Origin of the sequence: Tumidithrix helvetica PCC 7403 (assembly GCF_965232925.1) — a bacterium.
Taxonomy (GTDB): Bacteria; Cyanobacteriota; Cyanobacteriia; order Pseudanabaenales; family Pseudanabaenaceae; genus Tumidithrix; species Tumidithrix helvetica.
Map to the genome: position 1 here is coordinate 16,029 of NZ_CBDDRA010000032.1, position 22,423 is coordinate 38,451.

The following is a 22,423-nucleotide window of genomic DNA, read 5'->3' on the forward strand; positions in this document are numbered from 1 at the left end:
ACTACCCAAATCGAGCAGATGAGGTTTAGTTTTCATAAATATATTGCACGCCCAAATGTTCTGTGAGTTTCTGTAAAATAATTTTCTCCTGATAGGGTTTGCGAATAAAGTCATCACAGCCTACAGCTAAAACTCTGGTGCGTTCTTCCTCAAAAGCACTGGCTGTAAGCGCTAAAATCTTAGTGGGAGCTTTTTGCTGCTGCCGCTCTTTTGTCCGAATTTGTGAAGTTGCCATATATCCATCAACTTTAGGCATGCGCATATCCATCCAAATTAGGTGGGGTTGCCAGCTATCCCAGAGCGCGATCGCTTCCTCTCCACTGCCAGCTTCTTTGACTTCAAATCCTAAAAGCAAGAGCAACTTAACCAATGGTTGGCGATTTGCCCAGAGATCGTCTACTACTAAAATGCGATATTTCGTTTGATTGGGAGCTAAACCGATCGCTCTACGAGTAATTTGAGAGCTAGAGATTTGAGCTGGTTTAAATGGAATATAAAACTCAAACGTCGATCCCACTCCTAACTGGCTTTCAGCCGTAAGCGCCCCGCCCATTAATTCCACAAATTGGCGACTTATGGGCAGACCTAAACCTGTTCCCTCTTGACGAGGATCTTTGCGTTTGGACTGGATGAAAGGCTGAAACAAAGTATCGATCTCGCTAGATTCAATTCCAGACCCAGTATCTTCCACGGCAAAGAATAGCCGATCGCGGTCGTAAGTCACTCTCAGGGTTACGCTTCCAGCTTCCGTAAATTTAATCGCATTCCCCAGTAGGTTGATCAGAACTTGGGACAGCTTGCTCTTATCTGTTTCGATATACTGAGGCAGCTTGTCAAGCGATCGAATAAATTTGAGCTGTAGATCTTTAAACTGGGCTTGCCGTTGAAACATGCCTTCCAGTCGATCTAATAGTTCGTATAAATCAAAGCTGCCTGCCGTAAAAGTAATTTGACCCGCTTCAATTCGAGCCATTTCTAGAATGTCGTTAATTAAGCTCAAGAGGTGGTTGCCGCTGGCATTAATATGCTCCACTTCTTCTTTCTGATCGAGGTCGAGAGAATCATCTGCAACCAACAATTGACTAAATCCCAAAATTACATTGAGAGGAGTGCGCAGTTCGTGACTCATATTTGAAAGAAAAGTGCTTTTAGCGCGATTTGCTGCTTCCGCCGCTTCTTTAGCTGCTTTTAACTCAGCCGTACGTTCTTCAACGCGAATTTCCAACTCAGTATTGATCTGTTTGAGCGTACTAATATCTCGCATAATCGTAGAGAGATGTTGGACATCCCCATCTTCAGATTTATGTGCGATAATCAACTGAGAAACGGGTATTTCTGTACCTTCCAAAGTAGAAATCGTTGTCTCCCCTACCCAAATCCCTTTCTCAATGGCGTTGGGTATCCCTCGATCGAGCACGATCGCTTTAGAATCATCAGAATTGAAATCAGAAAAGACCAACTGAGATAGGTCGCATTCAGGAGGTAGACCGAGTAACTGTCTCAACTGAAAGTTTATCCAAAGTATGCGCCCTTCAATATTTGCGATCGCAATGAAATCTGGAGATGCTTCCAAAATTGCAATCAGGCGAGCTTGCTCCTGTTCTAATTGCTTGCGTTGGCTAATATTCTCAGCAATACCTACAATACGATAGGTATGACCTGTCTGATCTTGAACGGGGAAGCCGCGATCGCGAATCCAACAGATCTCTCCATCAGGGCGGACAATACGGTATTCCTCAATATACTTATTTTGGACTTGGTTGGAGAATATATTTTGCATGCGCGCGCGATCGTCCTCAACAATGGTTTCTAACCATTGTTGAGGACGATCGTAGATATCCTCACAGGACATACCCCAAACCTGTTCAAAGCTAGGACTGAGATAAATTACCTTACTCCTTTGGGGATTAGTAACCCAAAAGACCTCATCAATGGTTTCTGCCAATTGTCGGAACCGCTCTTCACTTTGGCGTAGCGTTGCTTGGGACAGTTCTAGTTCGTTATCTTGCTGATATCGGCGAAGGGCTTCTGTTACGGTGAGGCAGAGATCGGTATCGTTCCAAGGTTTAGCAATATAGCGATAGAGGCTAGCAAAGTTAACGGCATTGCCTACAGCATCAGCATTCGCTTGTCCAGTCAAGAGGACATTAAGGGTTTTAGGAAAACGAGAATGGACTCTAATTAAAAACTCATCTCCCTTGATGCCGGGCATGATGTGATCGGAAATCACTAGCGGCACATCAACGCCTTCGGCACGAAGTTCGTCAAGTAACTCGAGGGCTTCCAAACCGTCCTGTGCGAGTTCGATATTATAGTCATTGTGAAAGTTTCGAGTCAGTTGATCTCTCAGACTCAATAAAACTGCTCGATCGTCATCTACACAGAGAATTGTTGGTTGCATTGTTGTTTTCATGATTCGCGATCCCACCCTTAAATTACTACATTCATCAATATTCATCAATATTCATCAATTAGATTCATTCGCTACGTTAACCATTTGGCTCCTGTCCTTTACCTCCCCCACAAAAACTCATTCAAATCAAACTTTATTTACCCTACTTTTTATTGAAAAAAATTATGTATTACGAATTGGAAGCCAAACTGTAAATGTGGTTTTGCCCACGCGGCTTTTCACCTCAATCTTACCACTATGTTTTTCAACAATTTTGCGAACGATATCCAAGCCTAAACCGCTTCCTTCACCGATGGGTTTCGTTGTAAAAAATGGCTCAAATATTCTTTCTTTAATATCTGACGAAATCCCACAACCTGAGTCAATAATCTCAACCACAATGTGCCGCTCCCTCTCTGCTACTCGAATCTCTAGTTCGCCCCTATGGTTCATTGCTTGGATGGCGTTATGAATTAGATTAGTCCACACTTGGTTGAGTTCTTCAGGATAACAAAGGATATGAGGAATATCGTCATATCTCTTTATGACCTCAACACCTTGTTTGATCAGGTGTTGGTATATTGTCAAAACAATATCTATCCCGTCCGTAATCGATGTCAGTGTCATCCTGCCTGAGTTGTTATAGCGAGAATAACTCTTAAGTGCAAAAACGATTTTGGCAGCTTGTTCTGCCGCAAAAGTAATGTTTTTCGTGTTTGATTGGATTGAAGAGAGGTTATAGGCAGTTTCAATGACAAAGGAATTATTGCTTTCTTGTAGCAAAGGTAATAAAGGCGTCAGGTCTTGAGAAACACTCATGCGGCTGAGATAATCGCCTAAGATTTCGGCATTGGCGATCGCGTGATTTGTTAGATCGACAGTCAGTTGGCGTCTGAGTTGACGCTCTTCGCGAAAGGAAAGGGAATGTTGAGTTTCATTTACAGTTGTTAATAGGGATAAAAAGTCAGCCCAACGCTCGTCAGATAGCTGCTGCATAACTTGAGGTAGGTTGTGTAATGAACTGTCTAACGCCATCCTAACGTTTTTGATCGAAGACTGAATCACCCCTAAGGGTGTATTTATTTCATGGGCAACCCCTGCCACCAATTGTCCTAAAATTGCCATCTTTTCTGATTGTACGAGTTCAGTTTGGGTATTTTGCAGTTGCTTTAGGGCTAATTCTAGCTCTTGATTTTTCTGCCGAATGGATTCTTCTGACTGTTTGCGATCGCTAATATCTGTAACCGTTCCCACATAGCCAAGAAGCTCGCCATTAGAGGCGGTTTCGGGTATCACTTGGGCGTAGAACCAGATTTGGGTGCCATCGGGTCGAAGATATCTCGCTTCCCCCTTGTAAAAGCCTCCCTGCTGCATGGCTTGACTCCATTCCATCATCAGGCGACCGCGATCTTCAGGGTGCAACGTGTCAACCCACCCCATTCTCATGCCTGCCTCTGCGGATCTCCCTGTCATTTCACACCAGCGATCGTTAACATAGACACATTCTCCTGCAGCATCAAACCGAAAAATGCCGACGGGGGCAGCTTCGGTAAGCGTGGCATAGCGACGTTCGCTCTCGCGCAGAGCAATTTCTACGCGCCTGCGTTCGGTAATATTCATGGAGATGCCAGCGGTACCAATGGACTTGTTAGAATCACCGACGATCGGAGTTTTAATCGTCTCAATCCATAACTCTGTTCCATCCGTAGTGATGAGACCCTCTTCTACGCGCTTTTGTTTGCCAGATTTCATAACCTCGCGATCGTCACGGAGATAAGCTTTAGCTAACTCGAGAGGCCAGATGTCCAGATCGGTCAGCCCAACCAATTGAGAAGGGGTATAGCCACAGGTTTGAGCAAATGGCTCGTTAACTGCCAGAAAGCGACCCTCACGATCTTTGAGCCATGCCATATGAGGAACGTTGTTGAGGAGTGAGAGTACTTGCCGTTCGCGTAATTTAGCGAGTTCCTCACTTTCTTTAAGGGCTTGTTCGTTACGTTTGCGATCGGTGATATCCCGACAAATAGAGATCTGTAGGGTTTCGTCAAGCAAATCAATGCTGTTGGCGCTGACTTCGACATCGCAGATCGAACCATCTTTGCGACGATGGCGGGTTTCAAACTTGACGCTCTTCTTTTTGAGTTTAAATTCCTGCGAGCCCCTTTGAAGCTCCTCTGGTGTCCACTTAGCATCCCAATCAACCACATTGAGCTTTGTGACTTCCTCTGGGGCATAGCCGAGCATCTTGGCAAAACTTGGGTTAGATTCAATCACATTGCCATGTTCGTCGATTACGACAATCCCGTCAAAGGAAGCCTCAAGGAGTAGTTTGCTGCGTTTTAACTCTTGTTCGAGGGCTATTTCTGCCAGTTTGCGAACTTGGATATCTTCAACGATCGCCACAAAATATTGTGGTAATCCCGAGGCGTCTCGAATCAACGATCCAGTCAGATCGATCCACCTTAACTGCCCATCTTTACAGATATAGCGCTTTTCCATCGAAAATGTGGAAATATCGCCATTTAGGAGTTGGCGGACATAGGTTAAGTCTCGCTCGAGATCTTCTTCATAGGTAATTTCTTTAAAGGTTTTCTCTAGGATTTCGGCTTCGGTATATCCGACAATTTCGCAAAAACGTTGGTTGACTTGGAGAAATTGTCCTGAGAGCGAGGCGCGTACAATTCCTACAGCCGCTTGCTCGAACACAGAGCGAAAACGCTGTTCGCTATCTAAAAGAGCTTTTTCTGCCTGCTTGCGATCGCTAATATCGCGAACGACGACTAGAACTTCGCGATCGCCACAGGGAGTAACTCTAACTTCTTCGGTTTGAGCGAGATCGTCTACGACAATCTCTTGCTCGTAGATCTGGAGCATACGGGTTTGGATTGCCTTGGCGATCGCCTGCATTCGTCTTTGCGCTAAATCGGGTGGCAAGCTTCGATCGACCCGCGTACCGATAAAATCGCCAGTCTTGCCTATAACCTTAAAGGTTTCGGTAGAGATAAAGTCTAAGTAAATGCCGTCTTGACTCACTCGCATGACTAAATCGGGTAGGGCGCTTAGTAAAGCCTGGTTTTTTGCCTCGCTTTGGCGGAGGGCCTCTTCTGTTTTTTTGCGATCGCTCAGTTCCCCTTGCAGTTTTTGATTGACTTGCTCTAATTGAATGTTTTTAGATTCGAGTCTTTTTGTGAGGTTACGCAGATCTAAATGTACTTTTACTCTTGCTAATAGCTCTTGAGCCTGAAAGGGTTTAGAAATAAAGTCAACCGCGCCTAGCGAAAACCCTTGAACTTTATCTGCCATATCGCTGAGGGCAGTCATAAAAATAATGGGGATTTCTTGGATCTGAGGATTTGCCTTCATGCGGCGGCAGGTTTCAAACCCATCAATCCCAACCATGAGAATATCTAACAAGATTAGATCGGGGCGAGCATATTGAGCCTGCTCGATCGCCATTTCTCCATCGGTTGCAATGGAAACTTCATACTCCAAATCTGCAAGCATTTGAGACAATACTTTGAGATTATCGGGATTGTCATCCACAATTAAGATAGTTTCGCGAATGCTCTCGGTTGCAGTCATGGATAATGGTTGCGCAGTGCAAGAATATGAACTTAAATCTTTTTGGTTTTAGAATTGCTACCTAGGGAGTAAATCACTTCAGCAATCGTAAGAATGCCAATTTTGTTTCAAGCAAAAAAATGTTTGCCTCAATCTCTTTCGATCGCTGACAAGTTGCTAATACTAAAAGAAATCTTATCAAGAATCCCCTTTACGCGATCGTCAAATCATTTGAACTGTAAGCGATCGCTTCAGATTAAAAATCCCCCCACAACGTCTTTTATGTCATTGATTGCTTAAACAATTTTATGCCATTTTTTAAACGGTCGTTTCTATAATATAAAAACAATGCAAATCCTATGATCTATTTACTAAAAAAATCTTTCTTCGCCCGATTGGGTGAATCTCAGGATTTTTTCTGAAGTAAAAATAGGTAGCCATAAAACCATGTAAGTAAACTATGTAAGTAATTGAAACCGTCAGTCATAAAATCGTTTGGGAAGATAGGACAGACCTCACCTCTAGAGTTAAGCACATAAGCAAGTATTCATTATAGAGCTCCTTAAATTATTTATAAACGTAGTACGGGCTCCTAGCCTTTACAGGCAAGATGCCTGCGCTATAAATTAATTGCAACTCATTTAGGATTGCTATAGATATCTGGGAGACCGATCGAATTGCCTATCTCATTATCTATGCTTTGAAAATCCTTTTTTTTCGATTGCTTTATTCATAACTTTTTCTAACTTTTTTTACCAAATGCTCCCCCTCTAACAGGTAAGATATTTTAAACCTGCCAAGCAACAATGGATATATAGAAATATCAAGAAAAAAATAATGTTCGATGTCAAAGCGTTGACGGTAAGCCTGATAAACTTGCACCACAGATAACTCACCACGTCTTTCACCAACGACAATTAGCCACATGGGGCGAAACAGGGATTGTCCAAATTCATCGACACTCTCGATGCGCAATAAAGTAAAAGGAAATTGGTGTGTCGAGAGAACTTTGGTTCCACGCATTAGCATATTTGACCAAGCCGTAATTGTGACGTGAATAGTTCGATCGTGGCGAGTTTTATATGAAATATGGGACACCTCAGTTGGCTCGTGCCATGTATCTGGAGCTTTGAGGTCAAAACGCTCTCCATACCAAGCAGGATGTCCTCTGTGAGCAGGTGCTTCAGAAATCACAGGACTTTGGTAAAACACACGATTACTACGCGACCTTGCTACGGGCACGAGATTTTTGTGTTGTTGCAATGGTGTCAAGAATTGTTTGTTTCTGTAGGCACTATCAACGATGGCTACGCATAATTCCTTGTCCTAAGGTGAATTAGGGTTACTCAAAACTGCCTTCAGTTTACCAAACACAAATGTGCCTAAATCAAGGCATTTACGCTCATAAGTTTGGATTCGGACTGCTTAGATACGAACAGGAATGGCTAGTCCAAGAGATCGATGATTTTCTGGAGACATGGCGATCTAGGCATCCATTACAATAGAAAAATTACGAAAAAATGCATGGGCGATCGCTATGATTTGAAGTGTGCCAAGGATTCTTAAAGACAGTTTAGAAAAGAGATAATTCCTTGAGCGTAGGCAAATTCATAATATTGACATCATCAGGATTTACTTTCAAAAAGTGATGGGTTAAGAGAAATCCCACAATTGTCCAGGTTTGGTAAAGCCTTGCCTGTTGACCGATCCAAACGCCATTGGGCCCATCAAAATATTCTGCCCAATTTTGTTGAGGGAGTCGTTTGAGAAACAACTCGTAATTATTTTGCAGTAGTAGATGAATCTCTTCGCCATCCGCATGGGATAGATCGTAACGCTGCTTGTGCCTTAGGGTAGCGATCGCAAAGAACCAAAACAGACAGGGCCAATGACCGCCATTGTGATAGCACCAAGGCAAATTTTTGCGATCGTAGCCAGTCTTTTTGCGCCATTCATCATTGTCTAAGGGTGGATGGCAGATGCGGAGAGGCATTTGCGCAAATAGCGCCGTTTGATTTTGGTGCATGAGATGAAACAGCGATCGCTGTTGGGCAGGACTAATGAGGTCAAAAATTGCACTGAGGCAGTTGCCTAAGGTAAAGAAGCGAAAATCAGGTCTGCCCGTGCGAATGTTGCCAACGAGATATCCACCCCGATCGCCAAGCCAATCTTGGAGCCAGTGGGGAATCATCTCCGTTTGAATGTTGTATTCATTCGCGACGCGATCGCCATATTCTTCGGTAGGACGACGGCGCAGGGTTTGGATGATTTTGGAATTGACCCAATAATGCTTGAGCATATAGTTTCTAAGCCTCGTCAACCAAGCGATCGCATAGGAACGTTGGTGAATCTGCTGAGCCTCAAACGAATTTTCCAGATCCCCCTTGAGAACTCTCGATTGAGGTGTGAGATAGCCTTTTTCAGTCAAATCGATTTGAATCAATCCCACCGCACTCGAAAGCGCACCATACAAAAGCACCTGTATTTCTAATGGATTGCCCCAAACATCCAAGGCGCGATCGATCATAAATGCACCATCGGGCACAAATAGCGTGGGAGAGTCCCGAAAAGATGGATGCAGAATCAGATTGAGGAATTTTTGGATTCCTATTTGTACTTCCGAACTCGCTGCCCAAGCGCGATCGCCCGATCGCTGGACATAAATATAAGCCAGAATCACCCACCACAAACTGGCATCTACAGAGCAAACCCTGCCGATCGCCCTTTGTCCGTAATCTGCAACTAACTTCCCTTCTATTTCGACAAAGCTGGTTGGGAATATCCCCTGCGTTTGAAAATGGTTACTTTGCAGTTTTAAGCAGGTATTTAAGAAATGCCGCACAATCTCATGCTTGCCATCAAGCAGCAGATAGATCATCACAGGAACATTGTCCCGTATAAAAATCTCACTATAGTTCAAGTCTTGGGCATTGGCATCTTTGGGAATTGAAGCGATCGCCCCGACATACGCTCCATCTACTTTAACTAGCGCCTTCTCATAAAACAGAGATCTAGCCAATTGAATTACTGATTTTTCTTTCATTAAGTCGTAATGTATTCCTATATTAACCAGTCTTAAACAATATGATCTGGAGCCAGCGTGCAGGTATGATGCGAGTCCCCCAACTCGATTTGGATGGTGGCATGGTCGATATCAAAGCGATCGTACAGTTCGTGACAAAGTTTATGTAGAAATTCATCACCTGGATGCCCTGTAGGTACGATCAGATGTACCGTAAGGCAATTTTCAGTAGTACTCATCGCCCAGATATGCAAATCGTGAACCTCAGTCACCCCTGCAAGTTGAGTCAAATAAGTTCGTACTGCCAGCGGATCGATCGCATCGGGAACTGCATCGAGGATCAAATTGCTAGATTCCTGAAAGAGATGCCAAGTACCAGAGACAATCACTGCAATCACAAGTAGGCTCATGACTGGATCGATCCAATGCCACCCCGTCAACACGATCGCAATTCCAGAGATCGCAACTCCCAGAGATACGAGAGCATCGGCAGCAAGGTGGAGAAAAGCTCCTCGAATATTCAGATCGCCCTTACGACCGACAAAGAACATGGAGGCACTTATAGCATTAATTGCCATTCCCACCAATGCCACGATAATGACCGTGTTTCCAGCCACAGATGGGGATTCGCGTAGCCGTTGAATTGCCTCCCATGCCAACCCACCCGATACGATCAGTAAAAAACTAGCATTTAGGAGTGCTGCCAAAATCGAAGATCGCCGCCATCCAAATGTACGATGTGGAGTTGGTAAGCGACGCACCAGAATACTCGCTCCCCATGCCAGTAGCAACCCTAGAACATCACTCAGATTATGTCCCGCATCGGCAATCAATGCTAGAGAATTTGCCAGAATTCCATAGATAGCCTCAACAATCACAAATCCGACATTGAGTGCAATACTTACTACAAAGGCTCGGTTAAAATTCGTTGGGCTATGGTGGTTATGGTGATTATGGTGACTATGGTGGCTATGGGAATGAGTCATTTGTTCTGAGGTTCACGACTGGTAACGTAGGATGGATGTGGCTTCACTATAAAACAGTTTAAAACATCCTTTTAACCCACAGCATGAAATTTCTATTAGCAACTGACTTAGACAATACTTTAATTGGCGACGATCGGGCAACGATCGCCTTAAATCAGAAACTAGCTTCTGCTCGCGAACAAGTTTGTCTGGTCTATGCAACTGGGCGATCGCTGGTTTCCTATCAAGAACTTTGTAGGGATTTTTTAAAAAGAACGGATCAATCCCTGTTAGAACCAGATTATCTTGTGACTGGTGTTGGTTCGCAAATTTATTCTGAGAACACCTTAGATCGGAAATGGGCTGAGCAGATATCGCGGGGCTGGGAACGAGAAGCGATCGCGCTTTTAGCTAAGTCTATGCCTGAACTTTTACCGCAGTCTCAAAGCGAGCAGAATCAATGGAAACTTAGTTACCTATTGGACTCCAAGCATAATGATGCGATCGTCAAGGAATTAAAGGATCGACTAGACCAAATGGGAATTAAAGCCCAGATAATTTTTAGTAGCGATCGCGATCTAGATATCTTGCCAAAGGATAGTGGAAAAGGAAAAGCCGTCAATTATTTAAGAGATAAATTGCAGATTCCCCGCGAGTATGCGCTTGTATGTGGAGACTCAGGAAATGATATTGCCATGTTTGAACAAATGACGTTGGGTGCGATCGTTCGTAATTCTCAACAGGAGCTTTTGGTATGGCAGCAACTTCATTCTCATCCCTATCGGTATTTGTCGCCATCAGCCTACGCTTGGGGAATATTAGAAGCGATCGCACATTTTAAGATTCCTATTTTTGTATAGCAAAGCACAGAAATCAAATTCCTGTCTGACAGCAATTAAATTGAAAATAGCGATGCCTTTAAACCATAGTTAGGGCGGTAACCCGCACTATCGCAATAGCAACATCTCAGTTAGGTTAGGATTCAGAGGCATAGAAATTCGATTCTCATATTGGATTCATCCCTGCAGCAACCAAGAATTGCATTTACTTTCTCGATTAGAACCAACTTAACAATATAAATCTCATAGAAGGCTTACATTTATGATATCTCAAAGCCTTTCTGGGAAAATTCTTCGCTGAATATATGGAGTGATTTATCCTTCAAAAGATATAGGTTCTCATACATTCGCATATACATCATTTCAAACATCCCCCTGCTACAGTCAAATTATTCAGATCGCAGACACTTACGCTACAGCTACTCTTAATCGGCTGCACGAAAAGCTAGCAGCAGGAGATTAATCATGAGAATTGCCCAAGTTGCCCCTTTATGGGAACAGGTTCCTCCTCCAGCCTATGGAGGTACTGAACTGGTAGTGAGTCTACTCACAGAAGAATTGGTGCGTCGCGGCCATGATGTCACGCTATTCGCTTCAGGAGATTCTACAACTCGCGCCAAATTAGAATCCGTTCATCCTAAAGCTCTAAGGTTAGATACTAGCGTCAAAGACTATGGCATTTATGACATGCTCAACATGAGCCGAGTCTATGAAAAAGCAGATGAATTCGATATCATTCATTCCCATGTTGGTTGTGTAGCAATGCCCTACTCCAACTTGGTTAAAACGCCTACAGTCCATACACTGCATGGTATTTTTACATCTGACAATGAGAAAATGTTCTCCCACGTTCGCAATCATCCTTTTATCAGTATCTCCAACTCTCAAAGAGATGGGAAACTGGGCTTAAATTATGTAGCCACTGTCTATAACGGCATCAATCCAGATACCTATGAGTTTCATCCTCAGCCAGATAGTCCACCCTATCTCGCTTTTTTAGGGCGCATGTCTCCTGAAAAAGGAGCGCATTTAGCAGTGGAAATTGCCAAGAAGACTGGATGGCATCTCAAGATGGCAGGGAAAGTAGATCCTGTCGATTTAGATTATTTCGAGCAGGAAATTAAGCCCCATATTGATGGAATCCAAATTGAGTTTCTGGGCGAGGCGAATCATCAACAAAAGAGTATTCTTATGGGTGGAGCTGTAGCAACACTCTTCCCGATTACATGGCAAGAACCCTTTGGATTGGTGATGATTGAGTCAATGGTGACTGGAACTCCCGTGATTGCGATGAGTTTAGGCTCAGCTCCAGAAGTTATCGCTCAGGGTCGCACTGGATTTCTCTGCCAAAATGTAGAGGAATGCATTGACGCGATCGCCTTAGCAACCCAATTAGATCGGCGTGCCTGTCGCGACCATGTCTTAATCAATTTCACGGCTAAGCGCATGGCAGATGGATACGAATCTGTATATCAAAAGATCTTGGCAGAAAAATATTCGCAAAACGGTCATGCTAGGGCTTTAGTACTGAGATAGTTCTCTTTACACCCAGCCTCTCTCCCCTAGTGGAGAGAGGAGAAAACTCGAAGAAGAGCCTCGGCTCCATACCCCTCAATTTATATGAATTGCAAATATACCCATGTAAGTCCTAGAGGGGATCGGAAGGAATATGAGCTAAAACTTGAAAAAGATAGGAGACAAATATAATGCAGAGCTTGAACAGACAGGCGATCGCCTTGATTTCAGATCATGCCGATCCTGCGGCGGCAGTTGGCGGAGAGGAGGCAGGTGGACAGAATGTCTATGTGCGTCATGTGGGCGAGAACCTCGCGACTCTAGGCTGGCAAGTGGATATGTTCACGCGCAAAGTGCATCCAGATGATGCCGATATCGTTCAACATTCACCCCATTGTCGGACAATCAGGCTCAAGGCAGGAGAAGAATCCTATATTCCCCGAGATCGGTTATTTGACCATATGCCTGAATTTGTGCAATCGTTCCAAACCTTTCAAAGGACTCATGGTTTAAACTATCCCTTGATTCACACAAATTATTGGCTCTCTGCTTGGGTAGGTTTAGAACTTCAAAAAACCAGTGCTATTCAACTGTTACATACTTACCATTCTTTGGGATCGGTGAAGTATCAATCGGTTCAAAATCGCCCTCAAAGTGCCGATACCCGTCTCAAAGTTGAGCGCGAAATTTTAGAAAAAGCGAATTGTGTGATTGCCACCAGCCCTCAAGAAGAAAGTACTTTGCGATCGCAGGTTTCTGCCCATGGAAAAATTGAAATGATTCCCTGTGGTACAGACACGAGTAACTTTCGCTTGATGTCTAAACTAGATGCCCGTAGGCAATTGCAATTAAGCCTCCATGAGAAGATTGTTTTATATGTTGGCAGATTCGATCCGCGCAAAGGCATTGAAACCCTCGTGCGCGCCTGTGCTTTATTGAAGGAAAAGGGCGTAAAAAATCTTAAATTAGTTATAGTGGGCGGTAGTTCGCCCCACATGCCTGATGGTGAAGAGAGAGACAGGATTGAAAAAATTATCTGCGAACTGGGACTGAAACCAGAAATTATCTTTGCAGGTCAAATTGGACATGATGTTTTACCCCTCTACTACACCGCTGCTGATGTCTGCGTGATTCCCAGCCATTACGAACCGTTTGGCTTAGTTGCGATCGAGGCAATGGCATGTGGTACGCCCGTGGTTGCCTCCGATGTGGGTGGGTTGAAGTTCACAATTATTCCTGAAGAAACTGGGTTGTTGGTTCCTCCCCAAGATATAGCCGCTTTTGGCCATGGCATCCATCGCATCCTGTTTGATGAATTATGGGCAAGGAAAATGCGGAAGCAGGCATCAGCAAATGTGATTCAGCGATTTACTTGGGGAGGTGTGGCGATTCAACTCAGCGAGCTCTATCGCCATGTGCTGGCTCAATCCATTATGCACGAGCAACCGAGAAATCTCAGAAGACCTGACTCGAAGAGCGTTCTAAACTCTTCGTTCTCTAAAAAGTCTCTCCTAAGCGTATCTAAGTAAGACGAATTAGTAAAACTGAATAACCATGACAAACATAATTGAAATTGATGGGAGATGTTTTGCCCCTGTCAGTGAGATGCCGATCGCTCCTTGGTCTTGTGTAATTGGCGAACGACCTGTTTCCACGCTTACGCTTAAAGATAATGAGTTGTTTTTGATTACTGATACGTTGGGCAATATTTCTGCTATGGAGTGTCGTTCTGAGGGCATCGAGAGTAGTATGGGGCTATTTTGTCGCGATACTAGATTTCTCAGTAGATTGGAGTTGCAAATTGACGGGCGATCGCCCATTTCATTTAGCAGTACGGCTCGTAAAGGCTTTGCCATGACAGTATTGTGCTCTAATCACCAAATTGGTGAGCTTGAGCATGGGATTAAAACTGAAACGATTGGAATCCACCGCGAACTTGTGATCAAAGGTGGTTTGTTTGAAGAAATGCAAATTGTTAACTACAACACGAAGCCAATTAGTTTTTCCCTCAGCCTCAGCTTTGATGCAGATTTTTCAGATTTGTTTGAAGTCAGAGGTGTTAAGAGGACAAAAAGAGGGAATTTACTCAGATACATTCCGAATTTAGAAAAGGATGCCAAAGAGAAAGAAATCATACTTGCCTATCAGGGGGTAGATGACGTCTTGATGGAGTCTCGAATTCAGTTTAGTTCGCTTCAACCCCACAAAATAGATGGGTATACAGCAATTTGGCAACTAGAGCTCGGTATCCATGAGTCGGTAACGTTGGGATATCGCATTCATCTGTTTACGAACAATCGTCCCACTTCTATGGTAAGCGTACCCATTACCTTCTCTCAAGCAAAAGCAGAAGAGCTATTAGAAGAAAAAACTTGGACGGATCAAATTACCAAAATTCAGACGGACGACGCAGCACTAAATCAGGTAATCGATCGCGCTATACAGGATATTTATTTATTGAGACAAACCTTTGAAGGAAATAAATTTCTCTCCGCAGGTGTCCCTTGGTTTTCAACTTTATTTGGAAGAGATTCAATTATTGCCGCTTCCCAAACCTTAATTTTAGATCCAGCGATCGCCCGTGAAACCCTATCAATTCTTGCCCAATATCAAGGCAAAATTGAAGATGATTGGCGGGACGAATCACCAGGGAAAATTCTGCATGAGATTCGCTTAGGAGAGATGGCACGTTGCCACGAAGTTCCCCACACGCCTTACTATGGTACGGTTGATGCTACACCCCTGTGGTTGATGCTCTATGCTGAGTATTTTGCTTGGACAGCAGATTTAGAGCTGCTTGATAAGCTTTGGTCTCATGCGATCGCGGCAATGGAATGGATCGATCGCAGTTGTAAAGAGACTGGTTATCTTACCTACAGTCGTCGTTCTAAAAAGGGATTAGCCAATCAAGGCTGGAAAGATTCGGAAAATTGCATTGTCAATCGATATGGAGAACTAGCTCAAGGTGCGATCGCACTTTCAGAGGTGCAGGGTTACGTCTATGCGGCAAAAGTACGCATGAGCGAATTGGCTGATAAAAAAAACTTGCCCGACCTAGCTAACCTGTGGCGATCGCAAGCGAAAGACCTAAAAACTCGATTTAATCAAGACTTTTGGCTGGCAGATCAAGATTACTGCGCCCTCGCGCTAGACGGCGATGGCAAGCCTGTCGATAGCATTACTTCTAATCCAGGGCATTGCCTAAATCTGGGCATTTTCGATCTAGAAAAAGCTTTAAGTGTAGCGGCTCGCCTCAAAGCACCTGATATGCACAACGGTTGGGGGATTCGCACGCTCAGTAGCCTTTCCCCAGCCTATAATCCACTGGGCTATCACATTGGTACGGTTTGGCCCCATGATAACAGCTTGATTGCTTTAGGTCTGCGATCGCTCAATCTAGTCGATCAGTCCTTAGATTTGGCACAAGGACTGATCGATATGACTTTAGCGCAGCCTTATCAGCGCCCCCCCGAACTATTTTGCGGCTACGAACATGATGGGTTTAGTTCTCCTGTACAGTATCCTGTGGCTTGCTCGCCCCAAGCTTGGGCAACTGGAACGATCTTCCAATTAATCTCTATGATGACTAATCTTGTGCCTAGTGCCCCTACCAATCAGCTTCATATCCTCGACCCCGCTTTACCAAAGTCGCTCGAACATCTCTCCATTCAAAACCTACGCATTGGGAAGACATTTGTAGATCTAGAGTTTGAACGATCGGGCGTGCGGACAAGTGATACGACGACCTGTCGAGTCAGTAAAAAGCGTGGAAATCTTCGCGTCATTATTGAGGCTTAGAATGTCCATAAGGTATTATCTATAGCAATCCTAAATGAGTTGCAATTCGTCTGTAGCGCAGGCATCTTGCCTGCATGGGCTTTCAGCCTATACCACGTTTATAAGAAATATGGGATTGCAATAGCAAAAGTTTGATTTAATACCATTTTCAAAAAGTAATGCGACGCATTGTTTTTAAAAGACCCTGCGGAGCGCGGAACTCAAACCTCGATCTGTTGCAAATTCAAGTGGAATTGGTATAACGTCGATCGAGGTCGATCCTATAATCACAATCTTCGCTGCGTTTGAGTTCCTTTTACTCAGCAATACGCAGCTCTCTGATACGCGCTTCTTCTCTACGTCTAGTTACATGCATCAACTGATAATGTATATGTATTGCCAATTGCAGGTAAACCACCCACAAACATATTGATCTGATAAGGCTCGACTTGAGAGCGTGGAACACCGACAAGTTGCAACGATTGCCCCACATTAAAGGCAACGCTATTTTTGTTATAAAACTCATCAGCAGTATTGTTACTGTATTTTAGTTTTAGTCTCAAATCATAGGTAGCTTCATTTTTCGATACGATTGTCACCACATAACGATTGTAAACTTTTCCACCAGGAATAGAAAAGTCTGTATTCCAATTATCATTGGTGATCAGAGTACCAAGAGGAGAAACTGTCTTTGTAACTTGGGTTCCCGTTCCACCTACTACATTGAGAGCGTGACAGGTTTCTGCTTTAGCAGAGGGTGTAAACACCCAAAGTGTTGATACGCAAAGTAATCCCAATCCAAAACGATTTAACAGCATACAATATCTCCATCCTTCATAATATAGGGGTTTATCTTTTATTGTTCCGAATTCACGCCAGATTAGGTTCAAAAGAAATTTTAGTAAAGGTTGAGGAATGCTTTCTATAGAACGCTACGTCCTGAAACTAGGTTGTAGACCACACTAATCAAGGCAAGAACCAAAAGGATATGAATCAGCCCACCTCCAAAGCTAATTCCAAATCCAAGTGCCCATAGAACTACTAAAACCACTGTAATTGACCAAAGCATCTGTTTTGCTCCTAAAATAGGTGAGTAATGAATTCATGAAATCTAGCCATTTACTGCTTTTTATCTGGAACGGCGATCGCAACTTTTGCCGCAATATTAACACTCTTGACGCCTTTGATTTGTTTTGCTAAAAATTCGATTTTATCTAGCTGATTTTGAGTTTGTACGGTTCCAGATACGACAACTGCTCCATCTTTGGCAGAAACCGTCAGGCTTCCATTAGGGATATTGGCTTCTAGCTTAGAGCGAACCTCGCTAGAAAGGTCGCTGTTAGCGCGATCTGCATCTCCTCCAGTTAGATTGTTGCGTTGCTCGCGGGCACGAATATCTGAATCGAGTTGATCTTGGCGCACTTTACTAGTCGCATCATTTTGGTTGTCTTGGACTGTTTTCTTCGTCGAAATTGCTCCTGTCTTCTCAGTAGAGTCGGGTGCATTCATACTAGTCTTAGCGTTTTCACTACAGGCGATAGTGCTCATCAGTAGAATGCTGCTAAGGACTAACGTTGAGATTTTTTTCATGATTTAAATCCTTTAATAATTCACAGCTTCATAAACGAACAACTGGATCGATGTAACCCGCAGTAGAAGGGGTAGGGTAAACTTCCCACTCACGAATCTTGCTGGATCTTAGAATTGCTTCAGCCCGAAGAATTTCAGCTTCGGTTCCATCCACGATAACTAAGTAATCTCCACGCACGATAGAATCGTGATAGATCTTGGCTCGTTCTTCTGGTATTCCCAGACCAATTAGACCGCCAACCAAACCACCAGTTGCTGCTCCGATCGCACCGCCAGCAAGTGTGGTGGCGATCGTCGTTGCAACTACGCCTGCCAACATAATGGGCCCCACTCCAGGAATGGCTAAAGTGCCGATTCCAACCAGCAATCCAGTTAGTTCGCCGACGATTCCGCCTACTGTTGCACCAGCGGTTACGCCTCCGTCAAGATGATTTGTTCCTTGAACCTGTGTTTCACCAATGCGATCGCTATCTTTTGCAATAATCGATACCCGATCCATAGCGAATTTGGCATCTCGCAGTTCATTTAGTGCTTTCTCTGCCTCTTGATGGCTAGAGAAGATTCCCACAGCTCGTTTGTCGTTTTTTAAAGTCATTTCAGTTCCCCAAGATACTAGATAATTTTTTTGTAGTCTGTCATGCTAACTTCTGTATAAAATTCAATCTCTATGCATTTACTGAAGATTGATTTGACTTGTGATGTATCGCTCGACGATTTATGTATAAGTGGAAGATTTAAAATGCAATTTAGAAATCTAAACCTTCACAAATAAGACTTTCCTAATCAATAATTTCCTTGGCCTTATCTTTAATATCTTCAAGCGTTTGACGAGCCTTAGCCTCAGCTTGCTTTGCCTTTCCTTCCGCTTGATCTTTAGGATCTCCAGTCAAATCGCCGACTGCTTCTTGAATTTTACCTTCAATGTTTTTGGCGGTTGCCTTGGCTCTATCTTGTAAACTCATGGTATTCTCCTAATTAATTTTGAGGACTGTTCGTTTGAGTTCGGATTATCAACCCTCTACCTAAGACCATCCTGACAGGCGAATGGGTTATTTATTGGATGAATTGAATGAATTGATTCATCACGATACAAAACGTAAGGGAAATAGATTGCTGTTAGAGGCAATTTATGAATTGCCTCTAACATTCTTTGTTAGTTTGGGGATGTATTAGGTTTAGGAGGCGGGGAAACCTGTGGAGCTTGCGAACCCTGAGGTGTTGGACTTGGTCGAGCTGGTTCTGGCTGTGGTGGAACTGTAATTTCGATGTTATTCGTCGAAGGAGATGGTGCTGGTTGGGGAGGTGCCTGTTGTTGCGGTGGAACCGTAATATTGATGGTTGGAGTTGGTATTGGTGAAGGCTGAGCTAGTGGGGTTGCAGGAATGACGATCGGAGAAGGAATAGGAGTTTGGTCGCGGCGATTTAGAAAATATACCGTACTAAGAACCATACCTACCACAACAGCTAAAATAATTCCTAACAAAGTTCCGCTCACAGCATTCTCACTGTCACGAACTTTTTGGATTCCAGATTGCCGCTTGTTCTCGTCAATCCCCCCCTGTACATAGCCTTTGTGACGAGCATCTTTACTGATTGGATCTTCGGGGCTCATAATTATCCTCGTTATCGTTATTCAAAATTCTTCTCTCGCTCAGAACTTATGCACTCCTAGAGGGAGTAGCATAAGATTTCTAGATTCTATTTCTAGCTTCAGCGTTGTTGAAAACACTGTCTTTTCTAGTTTGGAGATGTACTAGGTTTGGGCACAGGTGAACTCTGAGGAGATGGCTGTGTTACTGGCTCCTTCTGGGGTGGAACCGTAATATTGATGTTATTAGGTGGAGCTGGAGTTGGTTGTGGGGGAACCGTAATATTGATATTGTTAGGTGGAGCTGGAACTGGAGCTGGTTGTGGAGGTACCTGTTGTTGTGGAACGGTGATATTTATGGTTGGAGTCGGTATTGGCGAAGGCTGAGCTAGTGGGGTTGCAGGAATGACGATCGGAGAAGGAATAGGCGTTTGGTCGCGGCGATTCAAGAAATAGATTGTACCAACAACCATACCTACGACAACTGCAAGAATAATTCCTATCAGTGTTCCACTCACAGCACTTTCACTATCACGAACCTTTTGAATTCCAGCCTGTCGATTGTTTTCGTCGATTTCACCCTGAACATAGCCTTTGCGACGGGCATCTTCACTGATTGGATCTTCGTTAGGTCTCATAATTATCCTCGTTATCGTTATTCAAAATTCTTCTTTTACTCGGCACTCATGCACTCCCCTAGGGGAGTGCCATAAGATCTCTATCTTCTATTTCTAGCTTCGGGGCTGTTAGAAACTTCACTTCTAACATCATCAATACTTCTGCCATTAGTAATAGAGTTTCGATAGAACTGTAATCCACTGGCATCGGCATCTCGTCCTAAGAACTCTTGAAATATTCTGTTGATAGCCTGCTCGATAGTCAGGTTATTACCTTGGTTGCCATTTCTGTTTCTAGCTTCAGGACTGTTGGCAACTGCATTTCTCACATCCTCAATGCTTCCGCCGTTCATGAGTACATTGCGATAGGTCTGTAAACCTGCGGCATCGACATTCCGACCCAAGTACTGTTGGTATATTCTGTTGATAGCCTGATCGATCGCAAGATTATTGCCTTGGTTGCCATTTCTATTTCTAGCTTCAGGGCTATTAGCAACTGCATTTCTGACATCCTCGATGCTTCCACCGTTTATGAGTACATTGCGATAGGTTTGTAGTCCTGAGGCATCGGCGTTTCGTCCCAAATATTGTTGGTAAATACTGTTGATCGCTCGATCCATCTGTGCGCGATTGTTATAATTGCCATTATTGCCATTGTTAGAGCGATAGTTGAAACTGCCATAGCCAGGGCAGTTAATCGTATATTGAGTACGTATACAGGAAATTCTTTCAGATTGCGCGATCGCAGGAGCGGTACTCGCCAAACTGATGAATACAATAGATGCTGTAGAGAGAATAGAAAGTTTCATGATTAAGATTCCGAGAGATTTATTTTTTTAGAAAGCACAGAACTCCATTTTGATAAGCTATAAAGCTTACAGAACAAATCCAGATGGAGCGTGGGCTGTTTGCCTAAGTCTTATGAACAAGTTGGTTTCTATAATCGCCCTGTCAGGATTTTGGGTTGTCTCAATGAAGTGGACTTGGGCGATCGCAGGAACGACACTGATTAAACTGATGAATGCAATCGTAGTTGCAGACAGAATGGCGGATTTCATGGGTAAGACTCCAAGAGCATTTATTAGCTTTTTGTAAAGTCCAAAAATTCCATTCTGGCAACCTGCAAAGCTTACAGAATATATCCAGATAAAGAGCGGACTGTTTGTCTGAGTTGAACGAACAACCCTGTTTCTGCTATTATCCTGACAGGCTGTTGGGTTCTTTCTTGCATGAATTGAATGAATTGATTGACTACGACACAAAACGTAGGAAAGAATCGATCGTTCTTGCTCTAGAAGGGGTTGAGATTTAACCGATCGATTGTGCAACTCGAAAAGCAGAGGCGATCGCACCTTCATGCAAGCCATCTCCCAGATAGGCTCCTGCGTGATAGGTATGGTTTTCTCCATTGGTTGCAACCACTTCATCTCGATATCGAAAAGATTCGGTGCTAAACAGTGGTGTGTGATGTTTCTGCGTGTGAATGATGCAGTCTTTAGCAATCAAATCTTCTAGTTGAAACGACAAAAAATAAAGCTTGGGTGATGAGATATCGCAAAGCTGATTTAAGCAACTGTTATACCCCCAGTGGGTTTCTGTCTGGAAGAAATCAAATTCCGAGGGATGTTGGATGTCGTAACGATCGTACAGGGAAGCATCTTGATGCAAGATCGTAGTTATATAGTTGGCTTTCCAAGCAGAAAAGCGCTTGATTTCAGCATCTGTAGGATCGGCTAATAGCGACATCACTTGGTCAGGGGGCATGGCAAACACAACTTTATCAAATTCCTGCATCTCACCCTGCGATCGCTCGATTTTCACAGCATCTGGGCTTCTAGTAATATTGGCAATCTCCACATTTAGGACGATATCACCCTTAAAACGCTCTAAAATTTTTTCAATGTAGGTATACACACCTCCTTCGATCCTGAGCCAGTTGACCGCGAGGTAGTCGCGTAACATGGGAATTGCCAGTTCGGCAGGAAAGTCATCAATCAGGTCAAACGGCATCGAGTAGCTATACATGGTGAGTAACTTTAGCCAGATATTGCTAATGCTCTTGTCGTTCACATATTCAAATAGGGGGCGATCGTAGAAATCTTCGATCTCCGCCGATCGCGTTTCTAGCCATAATCCAGCGGAACGAGCATGGAGCAGATCGAATCGGAGATATTCAATCAAGCGTTGGATACCTGTACAGTTCTTATCGATCGCGACTCCCGACAAAAAACGATTGCCATCCTTAGGGTATAAAGCTGAACCGACGCTAACAGGTTCTAGTTTCACACCTAATTCTTCCATAAGCGCGATAAAAGTGTGAAATGCCGTGGGAAATTCTAGGACACCACCTTCTAACATTTCATGGCATTCAGATTGGTTGGGCTTCACATTTTTGTTAAGCGTCCGAATATGGCCTCCCAACACCGGTTGCCGTTCAAATACCGTGACATGATGTTTTTGTTTGTCAAGTAGGTAGGCTGTTACCATGCCGCTAGCACCACCACCGATCACTGCAATTTTCATAACTGACCTCCTAGTTGATGAATATGAACTCCCT

19 protein-coding genes are annotated in these 22,423 nt (G+C 43.7%); 4 read left to right on the top strand and 15 right to left on the bottom strand.

Annotation, left to right across the window (positions count from 1 at the left end; all coding sequences use genetic code 11):
* Nucleotides 1-25 precede the first annotated feature (25 nt).
* The 5 genes from ACP2WE_RS21935 to ACP2WE_RS21955 all read right to left on the bottom strand — a co-directional run bounded on the left by ACP2WE_RS21935 (nucleotide 26) and on the right by ACP2WE_RS21955 (nucleotide 9,961).
* Nucleotides 26-2,413 carry a response regulator gene (locus ACP2WE_RS21935; RefSeq protein WP_425217664.1) on the bottom strand — a complete coding sequence of 796 codons (2,388 nt, stop codon included), beginning with the start codon at nucleotides 2,411-2,413 and terminating at the stop codon, nucleotides 26-28.
* A gap of 162 nt (nucleotides 2,414-2,575) precedes the next feature.
* Nucleotides 2,576-5,974, bottom strand: coding sequence for a PAS domain S-box protein (locus ACP2WE_RS21940; protein ID WP_425217665.1), 3,399 nt, complete (start codon nucleotides 5,972-5,974; stop codon nucleotides 2,576-2,578).
* A gap of 705 nt (nucleotides 5,975-6,679) precedes the next feature.
* Nucleotides 6,680-7,258: a transposase gene (locus ACP2WE_RS21945; RefSeq protein WP_425217705.1), complete on the bottom strand. Its 579-nt coding sequence runs from the start codon at nucleotides 7,256-7,258 to the stop codon at nucleotides 6,680-6,682.
* A gap of 268 nt (nucleotides 7,259-7,526) precedes the next feature.
* Nucleotides 7,527-8,996: a glycoside hydrolase 100 family protein gene (locus tag ACP2WE_RS21950; RefSeq protein WP_425217666.1), complete on the bottom strand. Its 1,470-nt coding sequence runs from the start codon at nucleotides 8,994-8,996 to the stop codon at nucleotides 7,527-7,529.
* A 32-nt stretch (nucleotides 8,997-9,028) separates the two neighbouring features.
* The gene (locus ACP2WE_RS21955; RefSeq protein ID WP_425217667.1) at nucleotides 9,029-9,961 is read right to left on the bottom strand and encodes a cation diffusion facilitator family transporter; all 933 of its coding nucleotides are present in this window, start codon (nucleotides 9,959-9,961) and stop codon (nucleotides 9,029-9,031) included.
* 83 nt (nucleotides 9,962-10,044) lie between these two features.
* On the opposite strand from ACP2WE_RS21955, the gene ACP2WE_RS21960 reads away from it, so the two are divergent.
* From ACP2WE_RS21960 to ACP2WE_RS21975, 4 genes are all read left to right on the top strand, one after another.
* A complete protein-coding gene (locus tag ACP2WE_RS21960; protein WP_425217668.1) occupies nucleotides 10,045-10,800 on the top strand; it encodes a sucrose-phosphate phosphatase in 756 nt (251 codons plus the stop codon).
* Between the two features lie 444 nt (nucleotides 10,801-11,244).
* Complete coding sequence (locus ACP2WE_RS21965; RefSeq protein ID WP_425217669.1) at nucleotides 11,245-12,315, top strand: glycosyltransferase family 4 protein; 1,071 nt, start codon at nucleotides 11,245-11,247, stop codon at nucleotides 12,313-12,315.
* 170 nt (nucleotides 12,316-12,485) lie between these two features.
* Entirely contained in the window at nucleotides 12,486-13,823 is a 1,338-nt protein-coding gene (locus tag ACP2WE_RS21970; RefSeq protein ID WP_425217670.1) for a glycosyltransferase, read from the top strand.
* Between the two features lie 25 nt (nucleotides 13,824-13,848).
* Entirely contained in the window at nucleotides 13,849-16,092 is a 2,244-nt protein-coding gene (locus tag ACP2WE_RS21975; RefSeq protein WP_425217671.1) for an amylo-alpha-1,6-glucosidase, read from the top strand.
* Nucleotides 16,093-16,433: 341 nt separating this feature from the next.
* On the opposite strand, the gene ACP2WE_RS21980 is transcribed toward ACP2WE_RS21975, so the two are convergent.
* From ACP2WE_RS21980 to ACP2WE_RS22025, 10 genes are all read right to left on the bottom strand, one after another.
* Nucleotides 16,434-16,889, bottom strand: a complete 456-nt coding sequence (locus tag ACP2WE_RS21980; protein WP_425217672.1) for a hypothetical protein — start codon at nucleotides 16,887-16,889, stop codon at nucleotides 16,434-16,436.
* Nucleotides 16,890-16,993: 104 nt separating this feature from the next.
* Nucleotides 16,994-17,140 carry a lmo0937 family membrane protein gene (locus ACP2WE_RS21985; protein ID WP_330483207.1) on the bottom strand — a complete coding sequence of 49 codons (147 nt, stop codon included), beginning with the start codon at nucleotides 17,138-17,140 and terminating at the stop codon, nucleotides 16,994-16,996.
* Nucleotides 17,141-17,190: 50 nt separating this feature from the next.
* Nucleotides 17,191-17,661: a BON domain-containing protein gene (locus tag ACP2WE_RS21990; protein WP_425217673.1), complete on the bottom strand. Its 471-nt coding sequence runs from the start codon at nucleotides 17,659-17,661 to the stop codon at nucleotides 17,191-17,193.
* A gap of 28 nt (nucleotides 17,662-17,689) precedes the next feature.
* Entirely contained in the window at nucleotides 17,690-18,256 is a 567-nt protein-coding gene (locus tag ACP2WE_RS21995; RefSeq protein ID WP_425217674.1) for a general stress protein, read from the bottom strand.
* Nucleotides 18,257-18,440: 184 nt separating this feature from the next.
* Nucleotides 18,441-18,623 (bottom strand): CsbD family protein, encoded by a 183-nt coding sequence (locus ACP2WE_RS22000; RefSeq protein WP_425217675.1) that lies wholly within the window; start codon nucleotides 18,621-18,623, stop codon nucleotides 18,441-18,443.
* A 191-nt stretch (nucleotides 18,624-18,814) separates the two neighbouring features.
* On the bottom strand, nucleotides 18,815-19,273 hold the full coding sequence (locus tag ACP2WE_RS22005) for a hypothetical protein (RefSeq protein WP_425217676.1): 459 nt from the start codon (nucleotides 19,271-19,273) through the stop codon (nucleotides 18,815-18,817).
* 125 nt (nucleotides 19,274-19,398) lie between these two features.
* Entirely contained in the window at nucleotides 19,399-19,887 is a 489-nt protein-coding gene (locus tag ACP2WE_RS22010; RefSeq protein WP_425217677.1) for a hypothetical protein, read from the bottom strand.
* 80 nt (nucleotides 19,888-19,967) lie between these two features.
* Nucleotides 19,968-20,675, bottom strand: a complete 708-nt coding sequence (locus tag ACP2WE_RS22015; protein ID WP_425217678.1) for a DUF4214 domain-containing protein — start codon at nucleotides 20,673-20,675, stop codon at nucleotides 19,968-19,970.
* A 66-nt stretch (nucleotides 20,676-20,741) separates the two neighbouring features.
* Nucleotides 20,742-20,924, bottom strand: coding sequence for a hypothetical protein (locus ACP2WE_RS22020; RefSeq protein WP_425217679.1), 183 nt, complete (start codon nucleotides 20,922-20,924; stop codon nucleotides 20,742-20,744).
* Nucleotides 20,925-21,174: 250 nt separating this feature from the next.
* Nucleotides 21,175-22,389, bottom strand: coding sequence for an FAD-dependent oxidoreductase (locus ACP2WE_RS22025; protein ID WP_425217680.1), 1,215 nt, complete (start codon nucleotides 22,387-22,389; stop codon nucleotides 21,175-21,177).
* Between the last annotated feature and the right edge of the window lie 34 nt (nucleotides 22,390-22,423).

What these genes read in the sequence shown, in the direction of transcription:
- ACP2WE_RS21990 (WP_425217673.1), bottom strand. Translation starts at nt 17,661, where the DNA reads ATGAAAAAAATCTCAACGTTAGTCCTTAGCAGCATTCTACTGATGAGC.
- ACP2WE_RS21980 (WP_425217672.1), bottom strand. Translation starts at nt 16,889, where the DNA reads ATGCTGTTAAATCGTTTTGGATTGGGATTACTTTGCGTATCAACACTT.
- ACP2WE_RS21965 (WP_425217669.1), top strand. Translation starts at nt 11,245, where the DNA reads ATGAGAATTGCCCAAGTTGCCCCTTTATGGGAACAGGTTCCTCCTCCA.
- ACP2WE_RS21950 (WP_425217666.1), bottom strand. Translation starts at nt 8,996, where the DNA reads ATGAAAGAAAAATCAGTAATTCAATTGGCTAGATCTCTGTTTTATGAG.
- ACP2WE_RS21955 (WP_425217667.1), bottom strand. Translation starts at nt 9,961, where the DNA reads ATGACTCATTCCCATAGCCACCATAGTCACCATAATCACCATAACCAC.
- ACP2WE_RS21970 (WP_425217670.1), top strand. Translation starts at nt 12,486, where the DNA reads ATGCAGAGCTTGAACAGACAGGCGATCGCCTTGATTTCAGATCATGCC.
- ACP2WE_RS21985 (WP_330483207.1), bottom strand. Translation starts at nt 17,140, where the DNA reads ATGCTTTGGTCAATTACAGTGGTTTTAGTAGTTCTATGGGCACTTGGA.
- ACP2WE_RS21960 (WP_425217668.1), top strand. Translation starts at nt 10,045, where the DNA reads ATGAAATTTCTATTAGCAACTGACTTAGACAATACTTTAATTGGCGAC.
- ACP2WE_RS22020 (WP_425217679.1), bottom strand. Translation starts at nt 20,924, where the DNA reads ATGAAATCCGCCATTCTGTCTGCAACTACGATTGCATTCATCAGTTTA.
- ACP2WE_RS21935 (WP_425217664.1), bottom strand. Translation starts at nt 2,413, where the DNA reads ATGAAAACAACAATGCAACCAACAATTCTCTGTGTAGATGACGATCGA.
- ACP2WE_RS22005 (WP_425217676.1), bottom strand. Translation starts at nt 19,273, where the DNA reads ATGAGCCCCGAAGATCCAATCAGTAAAGATGCTCGTCACAAAGGCTAT.
- ACP2WE_RS21940 (WP_425217665.1), bottom strand. Translation starts at nt 5,974, where the DNA reads ATGACTGCAACCGAGAGCATTCGCGAAACTATCTTAATTGTGGATGAC.
- ACP2WE_RS22010 (WP_425217677.1), bottom strand. Translation starts at nt 19,887, where the DNA reads ATGAGACCTAACGAAGATCCAATCAGTGAAGATGCCCGTCGCAAAGGC.
- ACP2WE_RS22025 (WP_425217680.1), bottom strand. Translation starts at nt 22,389, where the DNA reads ATGAAAATTGCAGTGATCGGTGGTGGTGCTAGCGGCATGGTAACAGCC.
- ACP2WE_RS21995 (WP_425217674.1), bottom strand. Translation starts at nt 18,256, where the DNA reads ATGACTTTAAAAAACGACAAACGAGCTGTGGGAATCTTCTCTAGCCAT.
- ACP2WE_RS22000 (WP_425217675.1), bottom strand. Translation starts at nt 18,623, where the DNA reads ATGAGTTTACAAGATAGAGCCAAGGCAACCGCCAAAAACATTGAAGGT.
- ACP2WE_RS21975 (WP_425217671.1), top strand. Translation starts at nt 13,849, where the DNA reads ATGACAAACATAATTGAAATTGATGGGAGATGTTTTGCCCCTGTCAGT.
- ACP2WE_RS22015 (WP_425217678.1), bottom strand. Translation starts at nt 20,675, where the DNA reads ATGAAACTTTCTATTCTCTCTACAGCATCTATTGTATTCATCAGTTTG.